The organism is Nocardia sp. NBC_00416 (genome assembly GCF_036032445.1).
In the GTDB taxonomy this organism is placed as follows: Bacteria; Actinomycetota; Actinomycetes; order Mycobacteriales; family Mycobacteriaceae; genus Nocardia.
This window is the reverse complement of the sequence record NZ_CP107932.1, coordinates 1,546,900-1,566,955: the sequence shown is the minus strand read 5'-3', so window position 1 is coordinate 1,566,955 and position 20,056 is coordinate 1,546,900. Positions and strand designations below refer to the sequence as shown.

The 20,056-nt window shown below is 68.3% G+C and carries 2 protein-coding genes; one reads left to right on the top strand and one right to left on the bottom strand.

Going from position 1 to position 20,056, the window contains the following annotated elements:
- Positions 1-35 precede the first annotated feature (35 nt).
- Positions 36-617, top strand: coding sequence for a TetR/AcrR family transcriptional regulator (locus tag OG804_RS06930; protein WP_328395056.1), 582 nt, complete (start codon positions 36-38; stop codon positions 615-617).
- Between the two features lie 11 nt (positions 618-628).
- Here OG804_RS06930 and OG804_RS06925 read toward each other — a convergent pair whose 3' ends face one another.
- Positions 629-18,676, bottom strand: coding sequence for an amino acid adenylation domain-containing protein (locus tag OG804_RS06925; protein WP_442941858.1), 18,048 nt, complete (start codon positions 18,674-18,676; stop codon positions 629-631).
- Between the last annotated feature and the right edge of the window lie 1,380 nt (positions 18,677-20,056).

Below are 20,056 nucleotides of genomic sequence, written 5' to 3'. Positions count from 1 at the left end.
GCGACCACCCCACTTAGCAAGGAGGTGTCGGACCGATGGGAGAAAGCCCCGACTCGCCAGGTCGGCAGCGGGCGGACGCGCGCCGCAACCGGGACCGGCTGGTTGCCGCCGCGAGCACCGTGATCGCCGAAGCCGGTGCGGCAGCGTCACTGGAGGAGATCGCTCGTCGCGCCGGGGTCGGGTCGGCCACCCTGCACCGGCACTTCCCCAGTCGCGCTCAACTGCTGGAGGCCGTGCTCCGCGACCGCGTCGCGACGTTGTGCGGCCGGGCGAAGGAACTACTCACCGCGCCTAGCGCTGGAAAAGCATTGGTGACCTGGCTTCGTGATGTGGTGGCGCACGCCGCTACCACCCGGGCGCTCGGACCGGCGCTCGCCGGCCACGAATCCGATCCGGAGTTCTCGCCGCACACCATGATCCGGGACGCCGCACAGCATCTCCTCGTTCGCGCCCAAGAAGAAGGCTCGGTGGCCACCAACGTCACCGTCGACGATGTCCTGCAACTCACCAACGGCATCGCCCTGGCCACCGAATCTCTCCCCGAGCCCGCGCAACGTGCCGACACACTGATAGCCCTCGCCGCAGAAGGTCTCCTGCGCAGCGCCACCGGCAACTGACAGGCGGACCCTCAGAGTCGTTCGTTGAGCACCCTGGCGATCTGGGCGACGGCCGCCGGTTCGGTCATGGCGAGGTGGGTCGCGTCGATATCGAAGTTCGAGATCTTTCCGTGGACCACCGGCGCCCACCCTCGGTGCCCCGTTGCGTCGGCTCGGCGGTCGCTCGTCGCGGTGAAGTACAGCATGTCGCTGTCCACCGGTTGCGGCCGCCAGACTGCGGCGGCGCGGATCGACTGGTTGTAGGCGTCGGTCATGCGCTGGATCGACGCGGCGTCGATACCGAGGCTGGTTCCCAGGTGCTGTCCGATCAGGTCGGCGGCTTCCTCGGCGGTCGCGTCGGAACTCACGAAATCGATGCCCATGACCGGGCCGAGGTTGCTGACCAGCTCCCCTGCGGTGACCGTGGAGACGATCGATTCGTCGACGCCGTCGGCCTCGGCGTCCAAGAGCGCCAGGAGCGCGACCTGTTCGCCGGCCGCGCGCATTTCGACGGCGACGGCCTGGGCGATCTGGCCGCCCAGCGACCACCCCAAAATGTGGTAGGGCCCGTGCGGTTGGACGGTTCGGATCTCGTCGAAGTAGCGGCGGGCCGTTTCTTCGATCGAGGCCGGGACGGGGCCGTCACCGCTGATCTGCGGCGCTTGGATGCCGTATATCGGTCGGTCGCCGGACAGGTACTCGTCGAGGGGGCGATAGCACCAGGCCAGGCCCGACGCCGGGTGGATGCAGAACAGCGGGGGTAGTTGACCGCTGGTCCGGATCGGCAGCACGACATCGAAACCGAAGGTGCTCTGCTCGGTCTCGGTGTGACCGGACCGCATCCCCGATTCGATCCGCTTCGCGAGGTCGGCCGGTCGTGGGTCCGAGAGCATCCAGCTGACCGGCACCTCGTAGTCGAGTTCCTTCTTCAGCGCGCTCACGACCTGCACCGAGCGCAGCGAGTTGCCGCCCAGCGCGTAGAAATCGTCGTCGGCGCCGACCCGCTCCACGCCGAGCACACGCTCGAAGGCTCGGGCGACTTCTGTTTCCAGCCACGACGACGGCTCCCGGTACTCCCCTACCGCGATGGCCGGCTCGGGCAGTCGGGTGCGGTCCAGTTTGCCGGAGGCGGTGAGCGGTACGGCGTCGAGCACCATCAGCGTGGTGGGCACCATGTAGTCGGGCAGTTCGGTGGCGGCGTGCGCCAGGATCGCTTCGGTGTCGGCTGTGGCGCCGGCGGTGGGGACGAGATAGCCGACGAGTTGGCCGCCGCCGGCGGTGTGCACCGCTGCGATCGCCCGGGCGATGGTGTCGGGCTCGGCGAGTACTGCCTCGATTTCGCCGAGTTCGATGCGCAGACCGCGCAGCTTCACCTGGAAATCGGTGCGGCCCAGGTATTCCAGTTCGCCGGCATGGTTCCAGCGCGCGAGGTCGCCGGTGCGGTACATGCGGCGTCCGTCGTCGGCGTAGGGGTCGGGCACGAACCTTTCCGCGGTGAGGCCCGGGCGGGCTTGATAGCCGCGCGCGACCTGTACGCCTGCCAGGTACAACTCCCCCGCTACTCCGGGTGGGACGGGACGTAACCGGGAGTCGAGGATGTATGCCTGCACGTTCCAGACCGGTGCGCCCATCGGGACGCTTCCCGAGTGGTCCTGGTGTACCGGGTGCGCGGTCGCGTGGAGGGTGAACTCGGTCGGCCCGTACAGGTTGTGCAGTTCGGCGTCGGGCAGTACCCGCCGCGCGGCGGCCACCACTTCGGCGCCGAATGCCTCGCCGCCCACGAGCACCGCCCGCAGCGATCGCAGTGATTCGGCGGGCGCCGCGTCGGCGAACGCGGCCAGCATCGACGGTACGAAGGAGGTGGCGGTGATGCGGTGGGTGGCGATGGCGTCGGCGAGGTAGGCCGGGTCGGTGTGTCCGTAGGGTTGTGCGATCACCATGCGAGCGCCCACTGCCAGGGTCGCGAACAGTTCCCACACCGATACGTCGAAGGTTGCGGGGGTTTTCTGCAGGATCGCGTCCGCGGGTGTCAGCGTGTAGGTGTCGATTATCCAGTGCAGCTGATTCAGCACGGCCTGGTGCGCCACGGCGACGCCTTTGGGGCGTCCGGTGGATCCGGAGGTGAACAGTACGTAGGCGGTGTTGTGGGGGCGTAGCGGTCCGAGCCGGTCGCTGTCGGTGACGGGTGTGTCGGCGAACCCGGACAGGTCGATGTCGTCGAGGCCGGACAGCACCACGACCGGGTCGGCTGTCGCCAGCATGTAGTCGATGCGTTCGGCGGGGTGGTCGGGGTCGACCGGTACGTACCCGCCGCCCGCGGCGTGTACCGCGTACATGGCGGTGACCTGGTCCACGGAGCGCCGCATGCGCAGTGCGACCAGTGATTCCGGGCCCACGCCGCGGGCGATCAGCCATCGGGCCAGCCGGTGCACGCGGGACGCGAATTGTGCGTAGGTCAGCGTCCGGTCGCCGGCTACGATCGCGGTGCGGTTCGCGTGTTCGCGCGCCGCGTGGGCGAATACCGATGCGAGGGTTTCGTCGGGGTCCAGCGGGTGGTCGGTGGCGTTCCACCGGGTCAGGACGGCTTCTCGTTCGTCGGTGGTGAGCAGGTTCACCTCGTGGACGGCTTGTGCGGGGTCGGTGACCAGTGCGTCGAGCACGCGCAGGAGCCGGTCGGCGACGGCGGTCACGGTCGCCGCGTCGAAGAGGTCGGTCGCGTAGGTGATGCCGCCGGTGAGGCCTGCCGGGGCGCCGGTGGGATCGTAGGAGTCCGATACGGTGACCTGCAGGTCGAACAGTGAGGTGCCGATATCGGCTTCGACGGCCGACATCGAGAGTCCGGGTAGTTCGAAGTCGGTGGTGGTGAGGTTCTGGAAGGCGAGCATCACCTGGAACAGGGGGTGGTGGGTGTGGGACCGGACCGGGTTCAGTTCCTGCACCAGCCGTTCGAAGGGTACGTCCGCGTGCCCGAAGGCGGCCAGGTCGGTGCCGCGCACGCTGTCGATCAGTTCGGTGAACGACATTCCGGGTGTGAGCTGTGTCCGTAGTACGAGGGTGTTGACGAACATGCCGACCAGATCGTCGAGTTCGGGTTCACCGCGTCCGGCGTAGGGTGTGCCGATCGCTATGTCGTCGGTATGCGCAAGTCGGGCCAGGGTGGCTGCCAGGGCCGCGTGGAACACCATGAACAGGGTCGTGTTGTGGGCTCGCGCGATCTGTTCCAGCCCGGCGTGGAGTTCGGCGTCGATGGTCAGCGCGACGTTGGCGCCCTGGTAGGACTGCATGGCGGGGCGCGGTCGGTCGGCGGGTAGTTCCAGGAGCGCGGGCAGGTCCGCGAGCTGGGTCGTCCAGTAGTCGATCTGGGCGTGCAGCAGCGATTCGGGGTCGTCTTCGGCGCCCAGTACTGTCTGTTGCCAGATCGCGTAGTCCGCGTACTGGACCGTGAGCGGTTTCCAGCCGGGTTCTTCGCGGTACAGCCGTGCCGAGTACGCGGTCATCATGTCCCATGCGAGGGGGGCCAGTGATGATCCGTCTCCGGAGATGTGGTGCATGACGACTGCCAGTACCCATTCGTCGGGGCCGAGTTCGAACAGCCGCACGCGGAAGGGCGCTTCGGTGGTCACGTCGAAGACCTGGGTGACGAACACCGCCACCGATTCGGCCAGTTCGGCTTCCGCGACCGGGATCACGGCCGCCGGCGGGGTTGCTCGGTCGGCGGGCAGGACGACCTGTGCCGGTTCTCCCCCGGTTTGCGGGTAGACGGTTCGCAGTACCTCGTGCCGGGTCAGGACGTCGACGATCGCGGCTTGCAGTGCGTCGACGTCGAGCTGTCCGGTCAGCCGGATCACGATCGGGATGCTGTAGGCGGCGGAGTCGGGTTCGAACCGGTTGAGGAACCACATCCGCTGCTGCGCGTAGGACAGTGGGATGCGGTCGGGTCGCGGTTGGGCGGTCAGTGCGACTCGGCCGGTGTCGGCGTGTGATTCGGCGCGTGCGGCGAGTTTCGCGACGGTCGGTGCTTCGAAGATCATCGATACCGGGACGTTGACGTCGAGGGCAGCGCCGATGCGTGCGGCGACGCGGGTGGCGACCAGGCTGTTGCCGCCCAGTTCGAAGAAGTCGTCGTCGGCGCCGACGGTGGCGGTGATGCCGAGTACTTCGGTGAACACACCGGCGACGATCTCCTCCACCGGTGAGGCCGGGGTCCGGAACTGTCTGGTTTCCAGGACGGGTTCGGGTAGCGCTTTGCGGTCGAGTTTTCCGTTCGGTGACAGGGGGATCTCGTCGAGGACCATGACTGTCGCGGGCACCATGTAGGACGGCAGGGTTTCGGCGAGTGCCGCGTTCAGGTCCGCGCCCGACAGAGTTGCTCCCGCGGTCGGTACCACATAGGAAACCAGGCGGACCGGTCCGGTGCCGTCGCGATACGGCACCGTCGCCGCGAACGAGACGTCCGCGCGTGCTGTCAGTGCCGCGTCGATCTCGCCCAGTTCGACGCGGAATCCGCGCACTTTCACCTGGAAGTCGTTGCGTCCCATGAATTCCAGGTTTCCGGTGGTGTTCCAGCGCACCACGTCTCCGGTGCGGTACATGCGGTGTCCCGGGTCCGCGAACGGGGCGGCCACGAATCGCGCGGCGCTCGTGCCGACCTTGTTCAGGTATCCGCGGGCCAGTGCCGGCCCGGTCAGATACAGTTCGCCGGCCACCCCGACCGGTACCGGCTGCAACCGGTCGTCCAGTACGAGCGCCTGTATTCCGGGCAGGGGGCCACCGATCGAGGGCCGGTCGCCGGGTTGTATCGGGGCTGTCGCGGTGGCGACCATGGTGGTTTCGGTGGGGCCGTAGAGGATCCGGAATTTCCGGGATCCGGCGGTGTCGGTGCCCGACCACCGGTTCACCAGGTCGGCCGGTACCTCTTCGCCGCCGGACATGACGGTTCGCAGGCCGTCGAGTGCGGCCGGGTCGACCGATGCCAGCGCGGCGGGTGTCACGAACGCGTGGGTGACCTGTTGTTCGCGCAGGAGGTCGGCGAGTTCGTTCCCGCCGTAGATGCCTGTCGGCGCTACGACCAGGGTGGACGCCCGCCCGATCGCCATCAGGATTTCCATGAGTGACGCGTCGAAGGCGGGTGAGGCGAATTGCAGCACCCGGGAGGCGGGTCCGAGGTCGGGGTCGACGCGTTGCGCGGTCAGGAAGTCGGCGATGCCGGAGTGGCTGACGGCGACGCCTTTCGGTACTCCGGTGGATCCGGAGGTGAACACCACGTACGCGGTGTTGGCGGGCCGTATGGGGCGCAGGCGCTGTGTGTCGTCGATCGGGCCGGCAGCGACGGTGTCGAGTTCGGCGGCCACGCTGGTGTCGTCGAGCACGATCCAGCGCACCGAATCGGGTAGTTCGGCGCGGGCGGACGATACGGTCACGCCCAGGGCCGCGCCCGAATCCGACATCATCTGGTCGATGCGGGCGGCAGGGTATCGGGGATCCACCGGCACGTACGGTGCACCGGACTTGACGACCGCCCACCAGGCGACGATCGATTCCACCGACCGTGGCGCCGCCACGAGGACGGGGTCTTCGGTTCCGGCGCCGCGCCGGATCAGCAGCGTGGCCAGCTTGTTCGAGCGTTCGTCGAGTTCGGCGTAGGTCAGCCGGGTGTCCCCGGAGATCACGGCGGGTCCGTGGGTGTTTTCGCGGACGGCGGCGGCGAACACCTCGGTCAGCAGGACCGGTGTGCGCGGTGCGTCCGCGGGGCGTGCCCCTGTCCGGGCCAGCAGGTCCGTGCGTTCGGCCGCGTCGAGCCAGTCGATATCGCCGACCGGGACGGCTGGATCGTCGACGATGGCTTCCAGGACCCGGATCAGCCGTTGTGCGTATCCGGCCGCGGTCGCCTCGTCGAACAGGTCGCGGGCGTACATCATCATTCCGGAGATGCCCTGGGCGGCGCCGCCTTCTCCGTAGGAGTCGGAGACCACCAATTGCAGGTCGAATTGACACATTCCGGTGTCCACATCGGCGCGGGAGACCGTGACGTCGGGCAACACCACATCGACCGACCCGAGGTGCTGGAATGCGAGCGCGACCTGGAACAGCGGATGCTGGGCGGCCGACCGTTCGGGTTTCAGTTCTTCCACGACGCGTTCGAACGGCACGTCGGAGTGCTCGAATGCGCGCAGGTCGGTTTCCTTGGTCCGGGTCAGCAGCTCCGCGAACGGTTCATCGCCCGGTACGGGGGTCCGCAGCACCAGTGTGTTGACGAACATGCCGACCAGATCGTCGAGGCCGCGCTCGCCGCGTCCCGCGACCGGGGTGCCGATCACGATGTCGTCGCTGCCGCTCAACCGTCCGAGGACCACTGCCAGTGCCGCGTGCACCACCATGAACAGCGACGATCCGCGTGAGCGGGCGAGTTCCACGAGCCGTCCGTGCAGGCCGGCGCCGATTTCCAGGGGGATCCGTCCACCGGACAGCGACGCCACGGCCGGGCGGGGCCGGTCGGCGGGTAGTTCCAGCCGGTCCGGTGCGTCGGCCAGTGTGGTGCGCCAGAATTCGAGTTGCGCCGACATCAGGGATCCGGGATCGTCGGCGGCGCCCAGGACGCGGCGCTGCCAGAGGGCGAAGTCCGCGTATTGCACGGTCAGCGGTTCCCATCCTGGGGCGTGTCCGGCGGCGCGTGCCGCGTACGCGACCATCACGTCGCGGGCCAGTGGCCCCATGGACTGTCCGTCGCCGGCGATGTGGTGGACTACCAGCGCCAGGAGGAAATGGCCGGTGTCCGCGCCGGTGTCCGGTGCGATATCGAACAGGCCGACGCGCATCGGCACCTGCGCGGTCACGTCGAATCCGGTTCGGACGAGTTCGCCGACGATCTCCGCGGCCGAGCCGGCCTCCACCCGTACCGGTTCCACCGTCACTCCGGGATCGTCCAATACGACCTGTCGTGGTTCGCCGGCTGTTTCGGGGTAGATGGTCCGCAGTACCTCATGGCGTCCGATCACATCGTGCAACGCCGCGGCGAGCGCTTCGGTGTCGAGCCGGCCGGACAGTCGCAGCATCACCGGAATGTTGTAGGCCGCCGATCCCGGTTCGAACCGGTTCAGGAACCACATCCGCTGCTGTGCCAGTGACAGCGGCACGATGTCGGGGCGCTCACCGGCGGTGAGCGGTTCGCGGCCGTCTCCGCTGAGCGCACCGGCGAGTTCGGCCAGGCGCGCGACGGTCGGCGCCTCGAATACCGATCGCACCGGGACCCGTACGTCCAGGGCGGCGCCGACCCGCGCCACCACCAGGGATGCGCTCAGTGAATCTCCGCCCAGGGTGAAGAAGTCGTCATCGGCGCCCACGCGGTCCAGGTGGAGCACTTGCTCGAACGCTTCGGCGACCACTTCCTCCAGCCACGACGACGGCGGCCGGAATTCGCGGGCGGCGAACACCGGATCGGGTAGGCGGCGGCGGTCCAGTTTTCCGCTGGAGGTCAACGGTATGTCGTCGAGCACCAGCACGGCGGCCGGGACCATGTACGGCGGCAGTACTTCGGCGAGCGCCGTGTTCAGGGTTTCACCGGATACGGTGGCCCCGGCGGCGGGCACCACATACGACACCAGCGTCACCGGACCCGCTTCGGCGGTGCGCGGCACGGTGACCGCGAACGCGACATCCGCGCGGGCCCCCAGCGCCGCGTCGATCTCACCCAGTTCGACGCGGGTGCCGCGGATCTTGACCTGGAAATCGTTGCGCCCCACGAATTCGAAGTCGCCGTGGCGGTTCTGTCGCACGACGTCGCCGGTGCGGTACATGAGGTGTCCGGGTCCCTCGAACGGGCAGGCGATGAACCGTGCCGCGGTCAGGCCGGGCTTGCCGATGTAGCCGGCGGCAAGTCCCGGGCCGCAAAGGTACAGTTCGCCGGCCACGCCCTGGGGCACCGGCCGCAGCCAGGTGTCGAGGACCGCGGCGGCGACCGGGCCGACCGGCGTGCCGATCGTGATGGGTTGTCCGGGTTCCAGTGCTTCGCTCGCGGTGGCCCAGATGGTGCTTTCGCTGGGACCGTAGAGGTTGATCATGACGCGATCGGGTGCCCACCGGTCGACCAGTTCGGGCCCGACCGGTTCCCCGGCGGTGGCCAGTACTCGCAGTTCGTCGAGGTTCTGGTGCGGGATCGTGGCCAGCGCGGAAGGGGTGACGACGGCGTGGGACACATGTTCGCGCCGGATCAGCTCGGCCAGCTCGGGGCCGCCGTAGACGTCAGGTGGTGAGATGACCAGCCGCCCGCCCGAACCGTGCGCCATCAACAGTTCGAACAGGGAGGCGTCGAAACTGGGTGAGGCGACCTGCAGGACCGTCGATGCCGGGTCGACGCCCAGTTTCCGGCGCTGCGCGTCGACGACATCGGCCAGGCCGCGATGGCCCACCAGTACACCCTTGGGCGTGCCTGTCGATCCGGATGTGTAGATCACATACGCCGCGCGGTCCAGCGGTATCGGTCCGCCGCGCTCGGTCTCGGTGATCGGTGTGGGCGGTGCGGCGTCGACCGTGCGGCGGGTGTCGTCGTCGTCGAGGATCAGCCAGTCGATATCGCTGGGCAGCGAGTTCGCGGAGGCGGTGTCGGTGGTTCCGAGGGTGGCGCCCGAATCCGAGATCAGGAATTCGATGCGCTCGGCGGGGAGGTTGGGGTCGACGGGCAGGAACGCGACGCCCGCCTTCGCCGCGGCCCATATCGTGACGACCGCTTCCATTGATCGTGGGAGTGCGGAGGCGATGATCCCGGCCTGCCCGGTGTGCCGGAGCAGGACCCGGGCGAGCCGGTTGGACTGTTCGTCGAGCTGCCGGTAGGTCAGGGCGGTGTCGCCGAACGTCATGGCGACGGCGTCGGGCCGGGCGGCGGCGGGGGCTGTGAGGAGGCCGGCCAGGGTGCTCGGGCGGACCTCGCGGTCGGCGGTGGGCAGCGCCGGGACCGTGTCACCGGTGAGTGCGAGTTCGCCGAGCGCGGTGGCCGGGTCCCGGGCGATCCGGGCGAGCACCTCGACGAAGCGGTCCAGGATTCGGCGCGCCTGCACGGTGTCGAATTCGTCCTGGAGGTAGCGGAGGGTGATCCGCAATCCCCGCGCCTCACCCCGTTCCGAGTGCGTCGGCGCGACGACCAGGCTCAGCGGGTAGGGGGTGGCGTCGACACCGGTGAGGTCGTCGACGCGCAGGCCGGCGGAGTCGACGAGTTGTTGCAGGGCCGGGCGGTCGACCGGGAACGATTGGAAGGCGACGGCGGTGTCGAAGAGTTCGGATACCCCGGCGCTGCGGTGGATATCGGGCAGCCCGACGTGATGGTGGTCGAGCATGCGGGCGTGCTGGGCTTGGATCGCGGTCAGCAGACCGCGCAGCGACACGGCGGGGTCGAGCTGTACGCGGACGGGGATCGTGTTCAGGAACATGCCGAGGGTCTGCTCGACCCGCGGGAGTTCCGGCGGCCGTCCGGAGACGGCGGAGCCGAAGATCACGTCGGTTTCACCGGTCAGGACCCGCAGGTTCAGCGCCCAGGCCGCGGCGACGGCCGCATTGACGGTGACGGCCGCGTCCGACGCCACCCGCTGTAGTTCGACGAGCCGATCCGCGGACAGTTCGGCGTCGACTTCGGCGGCGGGCGAGGTCGACGATGCGCCGGTCCCACGCGAGACCCGGGTGGGTGAGTCGACGTCCACCAGGGCTTCGGTCCAGGCGGCGGTCGAGGCGGTGAGGTCTTGGCGGCGCAGCCAGGCCAGGTAGTCACGGTAGGAGGGGGCGGGGGCGACGGTGTCGATCTGTGCAGGCGATCCATAATTCTCGAGCAGTTCGCGCATCAGCAACGGCATCGACCAGCCGTCCAGGATCACGTGGTGGTTCGTGACGAGCAGCCGGTATACGTCCGAATCGATACGGATGAGCGTGAACCGGATCAGCGGCGGAGCCGTCAGGTCGAAACCGGCCGCCGCGTCCGCCGCGGCGACGGCGGCGGCATCGGGTCGCGCCGCCGGGTCGCCGGCGGTGAGGTCTACCTCAGCGAACCGCACCGGCGCACGGTCCAGCACGATCTGGCACGGTCCGGCGGCGGTTTCCACGAATGCGGCGCGCAGGATGTCGTGCCGGTCTATCACGGCCTGAGCGGCGCGGCGCAGGCGTGCGCCGTCGACCGCGCCGGAGAACCCGATCGAGGTCTGGACGGTGTAGTTGTCCGCAGTGTCGGAGTTGTAGGTCGAGTGGAAATGGATGCCGGATTGCATCGGGGACAACGGCCATACGTCGGACAGGGCGTGATATTCCCGTTCGAGATGATCGATATCGGATTGGGCGAGCGCGACGAGCGGGAAATCCGAGGGGCGAGCGGCGCGTCCTTCGGGCCGGCGGATCCGCGGCTGCGGGTCCGACACCGCGGCGGTCGGTTCGGTGCGGGCGATCTCGGCGAGGGCCTCGACCGTTTTACCTTCGAACACATCGCGCGGGGTGAGGGTGAGGCCGGCGGATTTCGCGAGGGCGACCAGTCGCATCGAGACGATGCTGTCACCGCCGAGGGTGAAGAAGTTGCTCTCCGCCGACACGTTGTCGAGATGGAGTACGTCGGCGAACAGTTGCGCCATGATCCGTTCGGCAGGCGTCGCCGGGGGCCTGCCGGCTGTGGCTTCGGCGGTGAATGTGCGCTGCCGCAACGCTTTCCGGTCGATCTTGCCGGTGGGGGTGACCGGCATGTCCTCGATCTCCACGATCGCCGTGGGATTCATGTAGTGGGCGAGCGTGCCTTCGAGGTGATCGTGCAGGGCCGTGGCGTCCAGGGCCGAACCCGGTGCGGGAACGACATAGGACACCAGCACCGGTTCACCGGCGGGACCTTGCTGGGCGACGGTGGCTACGCTCGCCACAGCGGGGTGTCGCGCCAGGTGGGCATCGATCTCTCCGGGCTCGATCCGCAGGCCGTGGATCTTGACCTGCTGATCGTTACGGCCCAGGAACTCCAGCGCGAAACCGGTGCGGTCGCGCACCCACCGCACCGAGTCGCCGGTGCGGTAGATCCGTGCGCCGTCGGCCGACCCGGGGTCGGCGACGAAGCGGGACGCGGTCGTGCCCGGTCGGTCGAAGTATCCGCGGGCGAGGCCGGGACCACCCAGATAGAGTTCGCCGACGACCCCGACCGGTACGGGGCGCAGCCACATATCGAGCACCGCCACCGCCACTCCGCGGATCGGGCCGCCGATGGTCACCGGTTCACCGGGCTGCAGCACCGGCGAGCCCGTCGCCCAGATCGTGGTTTCCGTCGGTCCGTAATGGTTCATCAGCCGACGTCCGGCGGCCCACCGGTTCACGGTGTCGGCGCCGGTGGCCTCACCCACCACCGCGACCGCTTCGAGCTCCGGCAGCCGGGACGGATCCATGGTGTTCAGCGCCGACGGCGTGATGATCGCGTGGGTCACCCGCTGCGCCCGCAGCAGTTCTTCGAGATCGGCTCCACCGTAAACTTCCGGCGGCGCCACCACGAGGCAGGCGCCGCTGCTGTGCGCCAGCAGCAGTTCCGACAGGCAGGCGTCGAACCCCGGGGACGCGACCTGCAGCACCGCCGACGAGGTGTCCGCGTCGAACGCTTCGGCCTGGGCGTCGACGAGGTCGGCCAGGCCGCGATGACCGACGTGGACCGCCTTCGGTTTGCCGGTCGACCCGGATGTGTAGATCACGTAGGCCGCGTTGTCGGGGAGCAGTGGATCGGCCGGCGCCGCGGTGTCGGCCGGTTGCGTCCGGTCCGGCGCGGAGTCCAGGACCAGCCAGTCGACGGTTTCCGGAAGGCGCGGTGCGACCGCGCCGATCGTGACGCCCAGCGTGCTACGCGAATCGGACAGCAGTTCGGCGACCCGCTCGGCGGGGGCGGCGGGGTCCAGCGGCACGAAGGCGGCACCGGTTTTCGCCACCGCCCAGATCGCCACGACCAGCTCCGCCGAACGGGGAACGAGCAGCGCCACGAACGATTCCGGGCGCGCACCGCGCTCACGCAGCAGACCGGCGACCCGGTCGGCGCGGTCCTCCAGCTCACGGTAGGTCAGGACGGTTTCGCCGGCGCGGACGGCGACCGCGTCCGGATATCTGTGCGCTGTGCTCGACAGGATCTCGCGCAGCGTGCGGTCCGGCGCCGGCGCTTCACTGCCCACGGGCAGCAACCGGGTGCCTCCGGAATCCCGGGACGAGGAGATCGCGGCGACCCGGCGAGTGGGTTCGCTGACCAGCTGCGCCAGGATCAGTTCGAATCGTTCGAGCAGGGTGCGGGCCTCGTCCACGCCGAACCGGTCGGTGGCGTACCGCAAGGTCACCAGGTGGGTGTCGGGGGGCTGCCCGGGTTCGGGTCGCTCGACGAGAGCCGGTGACGGTGGCGTCACCTGCAGGCTCAGCGGATACGGGGTGGCGTCGCGGGCGTCGACATCGACGAATCGCAGACCGGCGTCACCGATATCGCGTTTCAGGCCCTCCCGGTCCAGCGGGTAGGACTCCAGCACGGTCACCGTGTCGAACATATCGGCGATCCCGGTGGCTCGTTGGAGCTCCGCCAGGCCGATGTGCTGGTGATCCAGCATGGCGGCCTGCTCGGACTGCACCCGCACGAGCAGTTCGGAGATGGTTTCGTGCGGGTCGATACGGACACGCACAGGCAGTGTGTTGATGAACAGGCCGACCATGCGCTCGACGCCCAGGACCTGCGGCGGACGGTTGGACACCGTATTGCCGAACACCACATCCGAGCGGCCGGTCAGGGTGGTGAGCAGCAGCGCCCACGCCACCTGCACGGCCGTGTTCGCGGTGACACCGTGGGAGCGCCCGAGGCCGGTGACCGCGGCGCTGGTCGCGGGGTCCAGATTCAGACCGACATCGCCGTTGTCGGAAATGACCGCCTGATCCGGCCGGCCCGTGACCTGTGTCGGGTTCTCGATCCCGGCGAGCATCCGCTGCCAGGCGGCGGTGGCGGCGGCGGTGTCCTGCGTGTGCAGCCACTGCAGGTAGTCCCGGTAGGACCGCGGGGGCGCGAGTACGGCCGCATCGTTGTCGGCCGTGTACAGCGACAACAGTTCGTGGATCAGCAGCGGCATCGACCAGCCGTCCAGCACGATGTGGTGATTGGTGACGAGCAGTTGCAGTTCCGCGGCGCCGGTGCGGACGAGGTGGAAACGCACCAGCGGCGGATGCGCCGGGTCGAACGGCGCCGCCTCCGCGGCCGCGATCCGCTGGAGTTCGTGGTCGCGTTCACCCGCGTCGCCGATCCCGCTGATATCGGAGTGGTCCCATTCGACCCGAATGTCACGCAGCACGAGCTGGCGTGGCCCGTCCGGGCTTTCGACGAACGCGGTCCGCAGGCTGTCGTGCCGGTCGATGAGCGTTTGGGTGGCCTGCCGCATCCGCGTGGCGTCCGCCTCCCCGGCCAGCGTCAGTGCCGCCTGCACGGTGTAACCGTCGCCGCCGGCGGTGTCGTACAGGGCGTGGAACAGCAGCCCGGACTGCAGCGCGGTCAGCGGCCACACATCGGTCAGGGTCGGGTATTCCCGCAACCAGCCGTCGATGTCGTCCTGCGATACCGCGACCAGCGGGAAGTCCGACGGGGTGAACCCGCCCGCGGATTCGGCACGGATGTGGTCGGCGAGTGCCCGCAGCGCCCGCACCCACAGCCCGGCCAGTTCGCCGACCTCGTCGGCACTGAGCACACGCGAGGCGAATTCCCATGTCGCGTCGAGTTCGAGCCCGTCGGCACCCGGCTCGGCGATCGCGTTGATATCGAGTACGGCGGGCAGCGTCATCCGCGGATCGCTCGTCCCGGTCAGCGAAGTGAATTCGGTGGTGGGTGTCCACGCCCCCGAGCGTTCGTGGACACCCACCCGGCCCAGGTAGTTGAAACTCACCTGAGGTTCCGGTGAACTCCCGAGCTCGGCGTGGCCCCGGGAATCCAGACTGCGCAGCATTCCGTAGCCGATGCCGTTGTCCGGCACCGCCCGCAGCTGCTCCTTCACATGTTTGAGCGCCTGCCCGGCGGCCGCTCCGCCGGCGAACGCGTCATCGATATCGATGTCACCGAGTTCGAGCCGGACCGGGAACCGGGTGGTGAACCAGCCCACCGTGGCGCTGAGATCGGCGCCGGGCACGGCGTTTTCTTCGCGGCCGTGCCCTTCCAGAGCGATCAGCTCACCGTCGGCCGGGATGCCGCCGCGGCCGCGCCGCCACTGGCCCAGGGCCAGCGCCAGCGCCGTCAGCAGCGCGTCGTTGGCGCCGCCGTGAAAACGGGCCGGGATGGTGGTGAGCACTGCCTCGGTGACGTCCGCCGGGATACGCACCTGTATCCGGCCGGCGGTGGATGCCACGTCGCGTACCGGGTCCAGGCGCCGCGCCCCGAGTAACCGCTCGCCCCGGCCGAGGACGTCTTTCCACCGGTCGAGTTCCGCGGCGGCGCGGTGCGGCGCCTGTTCGACCAGGCCGTGGGCCCAGCGCCGGACAGAGGTGGTGCCCGCGCCGGTGAGCGCGTCGCCGCCGGCGGCCTGCGCCAGATCGGACAGCAGGATCCGCCACGACACCCCGTCGACGGCGAGGTGGTGGATCACCAGCCACATCAGGTCGGGGCCCGGGCCGTCCCGACCCTGCATCCGGACGGCCTGGACGAGAACACCGTTGCCGGGATCCAATCTGTCCGCGGCCTCCTGGAGGCGCCTGTCGACTTCGTCCGCGTCACGCCGATCGAGCACGACGTCGGTCAACACCGCGCCGGCATCCAGCGCGCCACGATCGCGCACCTCGACATAGCGATCGACGGACCCGGTGCCGCGCAACACGGCGCGCAATATGTCGTGGCGGTCCAGCAGGGTTCGCAGCGCGCGCACGAGATCCGCGCGATCGACCTGCTCCGGAAGCTGGATGAGGCTCGCCTGCGCGAATCGGTCGAAGTGGCCGCGACCGAGCATGGCGTGCGCGATCGGCGACAGCGGCATCGTTCCCACCCCGCCGCCGGGCAGTTCGGCGAGGCGGGGGGTGTCGCCGGCCTCGGTCGCCATGGTGGCCAGTCCCGCGACGGTCTTGTGCTCGAACACATCCTGGGTGGAGAACCCCAGACCCACGACCTTGGCTCGTGCCACCAGCTGAATCGAGAGGATGCTGTCGCCGCCCAGGGCGAAGAAGCTGTCGTCGGCGCCCACCTGCGGTACGCCCAGCACCTCGGCGAACAGTCCCGCCATCAGGATCTCCCGGGGAGTGACCGGCGGCCGGCCCGCCGGTTCGTTCCCGAATTCGGGATCGGGCAGCGCATTGCGGTCGAGTTTGCCGAACGCGTTCACGGGCAGGCTGTCCAGCGGCAATATCACGGCCGGGACCATATGCGGCGCCAGCCGTTTGCGGGCGAAACGCTGGAGGTCGAGTGGATCGAGGCGGCGGCCGCTGACGGGAACGACATAGGACGCCAGAACGGTGGCGCCGGCATTGTTGTGCACGGGCACGGTGACGGAGAGGTCCACGTTCTCGTGACCGGTGAGCGCCGCGTCGATCTCGCCGGGTTCGATCCGGTAGCCGCGAATCTTGACCTGGAAATCGCTGCGCCCCATCAACTCCAGTGTCATCTCGGAGCTGTCGCCGGCCCAGCGCGCGATATCGCCGGTGCGGTACATCCGTTCACCCGACTCGCCGTAGGGGTCGGCGACGAACCGGGCCGAGGTTTCGGCGAACCGATGACTGTAACCCCGGGCCAGGCCCGGACCGGCCAGGTACAGCTCCCCCGCGGTGCCCTTCGGGACCGGTTGCAGGGCCCGGTCCAGGACCATCGCCGACACACCCCGGATCGGGCCGCCGACGGTGAGATCGTGGTCGGGGGTGATCGTGGCGCCGGCGGCGGTCACGGTGGTTTCGGTGGGCCCGTATTCGTTGTACATCGACCAGCTCCGGGTCCACCGCTCGACGACGTGCGGGGGGCATACGTCGCCGCCGACGACGACGACGCGTAGATCGGTCAGCGGGGTCGGGTCGACAGTGGCCAGCATCGCCGGTGTCAAAGTCAGGTGGGTGACGTGTTCGTCGGCGAGCAGCCGAGTGAGCTGCTCACCGCCGATCACCTCGGGCGGCACGATCACCAGGGTGGAACCGTTCGCGAAACAGGTGAGGAACTGTTCCAGGGAAGCGTCGAAGCTGGGTGAGAGCGCGTAGGACACCCGGGAAGCCGGGTCGATCCCGTAGGTTTCGCTGCGGTCGGCGATGAGGTTCGCGAGTCCGGTGTGGGTGACCTGCACGCCCTTGGGGAGTCCGGTGGATCCCGACGTGTAGGTCATGTAGGCGACGTTCGACGGCCGCAGCGGCCGGATCCGCTCGTCGTCGGCGACCGGGCCGCTTCCGGCGTCCGCGATGTCGCGGGCGGTCGCGGGGTCGTCGAGAACGAGCCTCCGCAGCTGCGGCGGAAGTTTTCCGGTGTGCGCGTCGACGGTGATCGCGACCCGGGCGCCGCTGTCCACGATCATGTGTTCGATGCGTTTCGGCGGATACTCCGGGTCCACCTGCACGATCGCCGCCCCGGATTTCGCGACCGCCCACGCCGCGGTGACCGAATCGACCGAGCGCCGCAGCACGATCGCCACCGCGGTGTCCGGTCCACAGCCCAGCGCGATCAGCCGACGGGCCAGCCGGGAGGATCTGGTGTCGAGTTCGCGGTAGGTGACCGTTTGTTCCGGCGCGGAGATCGCGTCGGCCGCCGGGTCGCGGTGCGCGCTGTCGGTCAGGAAATCGGGCAGCAGCCGGGTTGCGACGCCGTCGGCGCCGTGCACCGGGAGCAGTTCTGCCCGCTCCTGCTCCTCCAGCAGCGGCAGCCCGCTGACGAGGCAGTCCGCACCTCCGGCGAGGAACTCGTGCAAGAACATGAGGAACCGCTCGTGGTGCCGACGGAGTTCCGCGGGACTGTAGACGTTCGGGTTTCCCTGGAAATCGATATGTGTACTGTCCTTGCCGGCTCCCGGGTAGATATTGACGAACAGGTCGGCGGTGGGGCCCGACGTCAGCACGTTCAACCGCCCGGTCGTGTTACCGAAGACGACCTCGTTCTCGATCATCATCAGGTTCACGGCCGGCCCGAAGGACGCCGCCTCGTCGCGGGCGATCCCCATATCGTGGAATATGTCCTCCTGGCGGTAACGCTGTCGCCGCAGGGCGCTGGTCAGCTCGCCCTGTGCGGCGCCGATCACCTCACCGACGCTGCGGGCGGCGACCCGCACACGCAGTGGGACCACATTGGCCACCATGCCCCCGGAACGTCGCAGCACCGCCGAATGCCGGCCCGAGACCGGCAGGCTCAGCAGGACTTCGTCGCTTCCGGTCATCCGGGCGAGATAGGCGGCGAAGGCCGCGACGATGATCGGGGTGACGCTCGTACCGCGTTCCAGCACGACACTGTCCAGCAGCTGTGCGGTGTTCTCCGGCAGCGGTCCGCTGACGAGCTCCGGGTGGATGGTCGGTTTGCTGACACGCCCGGCCAGACTGGCGACGGGCGGTGCGCCCGCCAGATGTTGCGTCCAATATTTGCGGTCGTTCTCGAAACGCTCCGAACCACGGTAGGACAGATCTTGCTCGACTATGTCCCCGAGTTCTTTCGCCGTAGCGGGCGACGCCTCCTCACCGTTTACCCAAGCGTTGTACAACTCGGTTATCCGACGCAGCATTGTCACCGCGGCGAATCCGTCCAAGGCAATATGGTGAGCGCGTTGATACCACAGGAAATGATCCGGGCCGACCTGGAAAATAAAACTCTTCATGAGGTGGTCGCTCAACAGGTCCAGTGGCGCGGAATAGTCCTCGACCATCAGCCGGTGCGCGGTGGCGACCGGTTCGTCGTGCTGGCGGAGGTCGACGATCGACACCGGTGCGGGATGGTTTTCGTCGACGAACTGGCAGGGTTCCCCGTCGACCTCGGTCAGGCGCACATATCCGGATCCGAACTCGCGGTCGGCGGTTTCGCATGCTTCGACCAGTAATTCCTGCTTCAGTTCGCCGATAATTTCTACATATTGAGCGACAGATATGGGAGACGATCCCGCAAGGTGCTGGGCGAACCAGATTCCTCGTTGCGCCGCCGTCAATCGGAGGACATCGTACGACGGCGGGCTCGTGAACTCTTTGCCGTTGTCAGGGGCGCCCGAACCGTTACCCGATCCCAAATCGCCGGAAAATCCGGATGGGCCGGACAGCGCTGAACTCGGTCGCTGCGGACCGATATCAAGGTTGCGCTTGGACTGGGTCACCTGACCTCCAAATATTTCGTCGTTCCGAGAGCGGCCGACCTATCAGGCCGCCCCCTACAACCAAAGGTCCGCGCATCGAATTCCGAATCCTCTGCGGGTTATTGGAATGACACCGAGTGTCGGCGGGACGAGGCATTCAACATTGCATTACTGTGTCGACGGCCCCCATCGGCCGCGCCGGTAATAACCCTGAAGTAACGAGATGCGACGGTTATAAATATCCGAATCCGTGTCGCATTTCAGCTGCTTCCGCTACCTGCGCGAGATGTTCGTGGGCGTCACGAGTGGACTTGTTTGCGGCGAAACCGATGACTTCTGAGGCGTCGCACCCCGGGTCCGGTGTCGACAGGATCCCCGGGACGCGCGCCCACGCCGGTGCCTGCACGGCGAGGAAGTAAGCGCAGGTCATCGGGTTGCCTCGGAACCGGGTCGGGTTCGTCGAACAGGAATCGAACGTCATGGGAACTCATCGGTTGCACCAAATCGTCTTCTGGACGTGGCGTACCCAGATACCAGTTTTGTTCCAGCATAAATTCACCGACCGCACTGTCGTCGAATTCGTGCTACGGATTCCCCGCAACCCCGACAATTGGAGGATTCGTCTATCTTGCCGATCTGCCTCGTAAAGGCAATCGGACCGGCAGTCGTCGGAGCGCCATCGCGATCTCGGCGACCAGCTTGAGAAGCCAATGATAAGCAAGTTCGAGCGAGGACCGCAACGTGTATTGAAAGAGGGCGCTCTGTACTGGTGCGGTGGCCGCGCAGCGGGTTCGATTTTTCGGCGGTTTTTCAGCGGACCGGGCAATCGGTGCGGCTCGGAGCGAATGATCGGGTGCTGTCGATGAACCGAGCCGAATCCGATACACGGCGCGGCGCCGGTGCACCCGAGTGGTCATCGGCCACGTGCGCGACCAGACCTCGCGCGGCACGGGCGTATGCGGCGGCCGTCCAGAACTGTGCGGGGGGCGCATCGTGACCCCGCGGAGTGGGCAGTCAGTTCGTGTTCGGTCGCCCATCGCGCAACACCGGTTGCCCCTCCTATCGTCCTATCGTCACGGCAGGGGCGGCGACACGGCCGCAGCACCTCGGGGCCGGCGCCCGCTCCTGCCCGGAATCAACTCGACGGCGTGACAATGCCCGGGATGCGGACGGGAAGCATCACGTCCTTCGGGTGAAGCTGTCCCGGGCATCCCGCATGCGGCGAGGGCGACGGCGCAG

Coding starts and splice junctions, on each gene's coding strand:
- OG804_RS06930 (WP_328395056.1), top strand. CDS start 36: ATGGGAGAAAGCCCCGACTCGCCAGGTCGGCAGCGGGCGGACGCGCGC.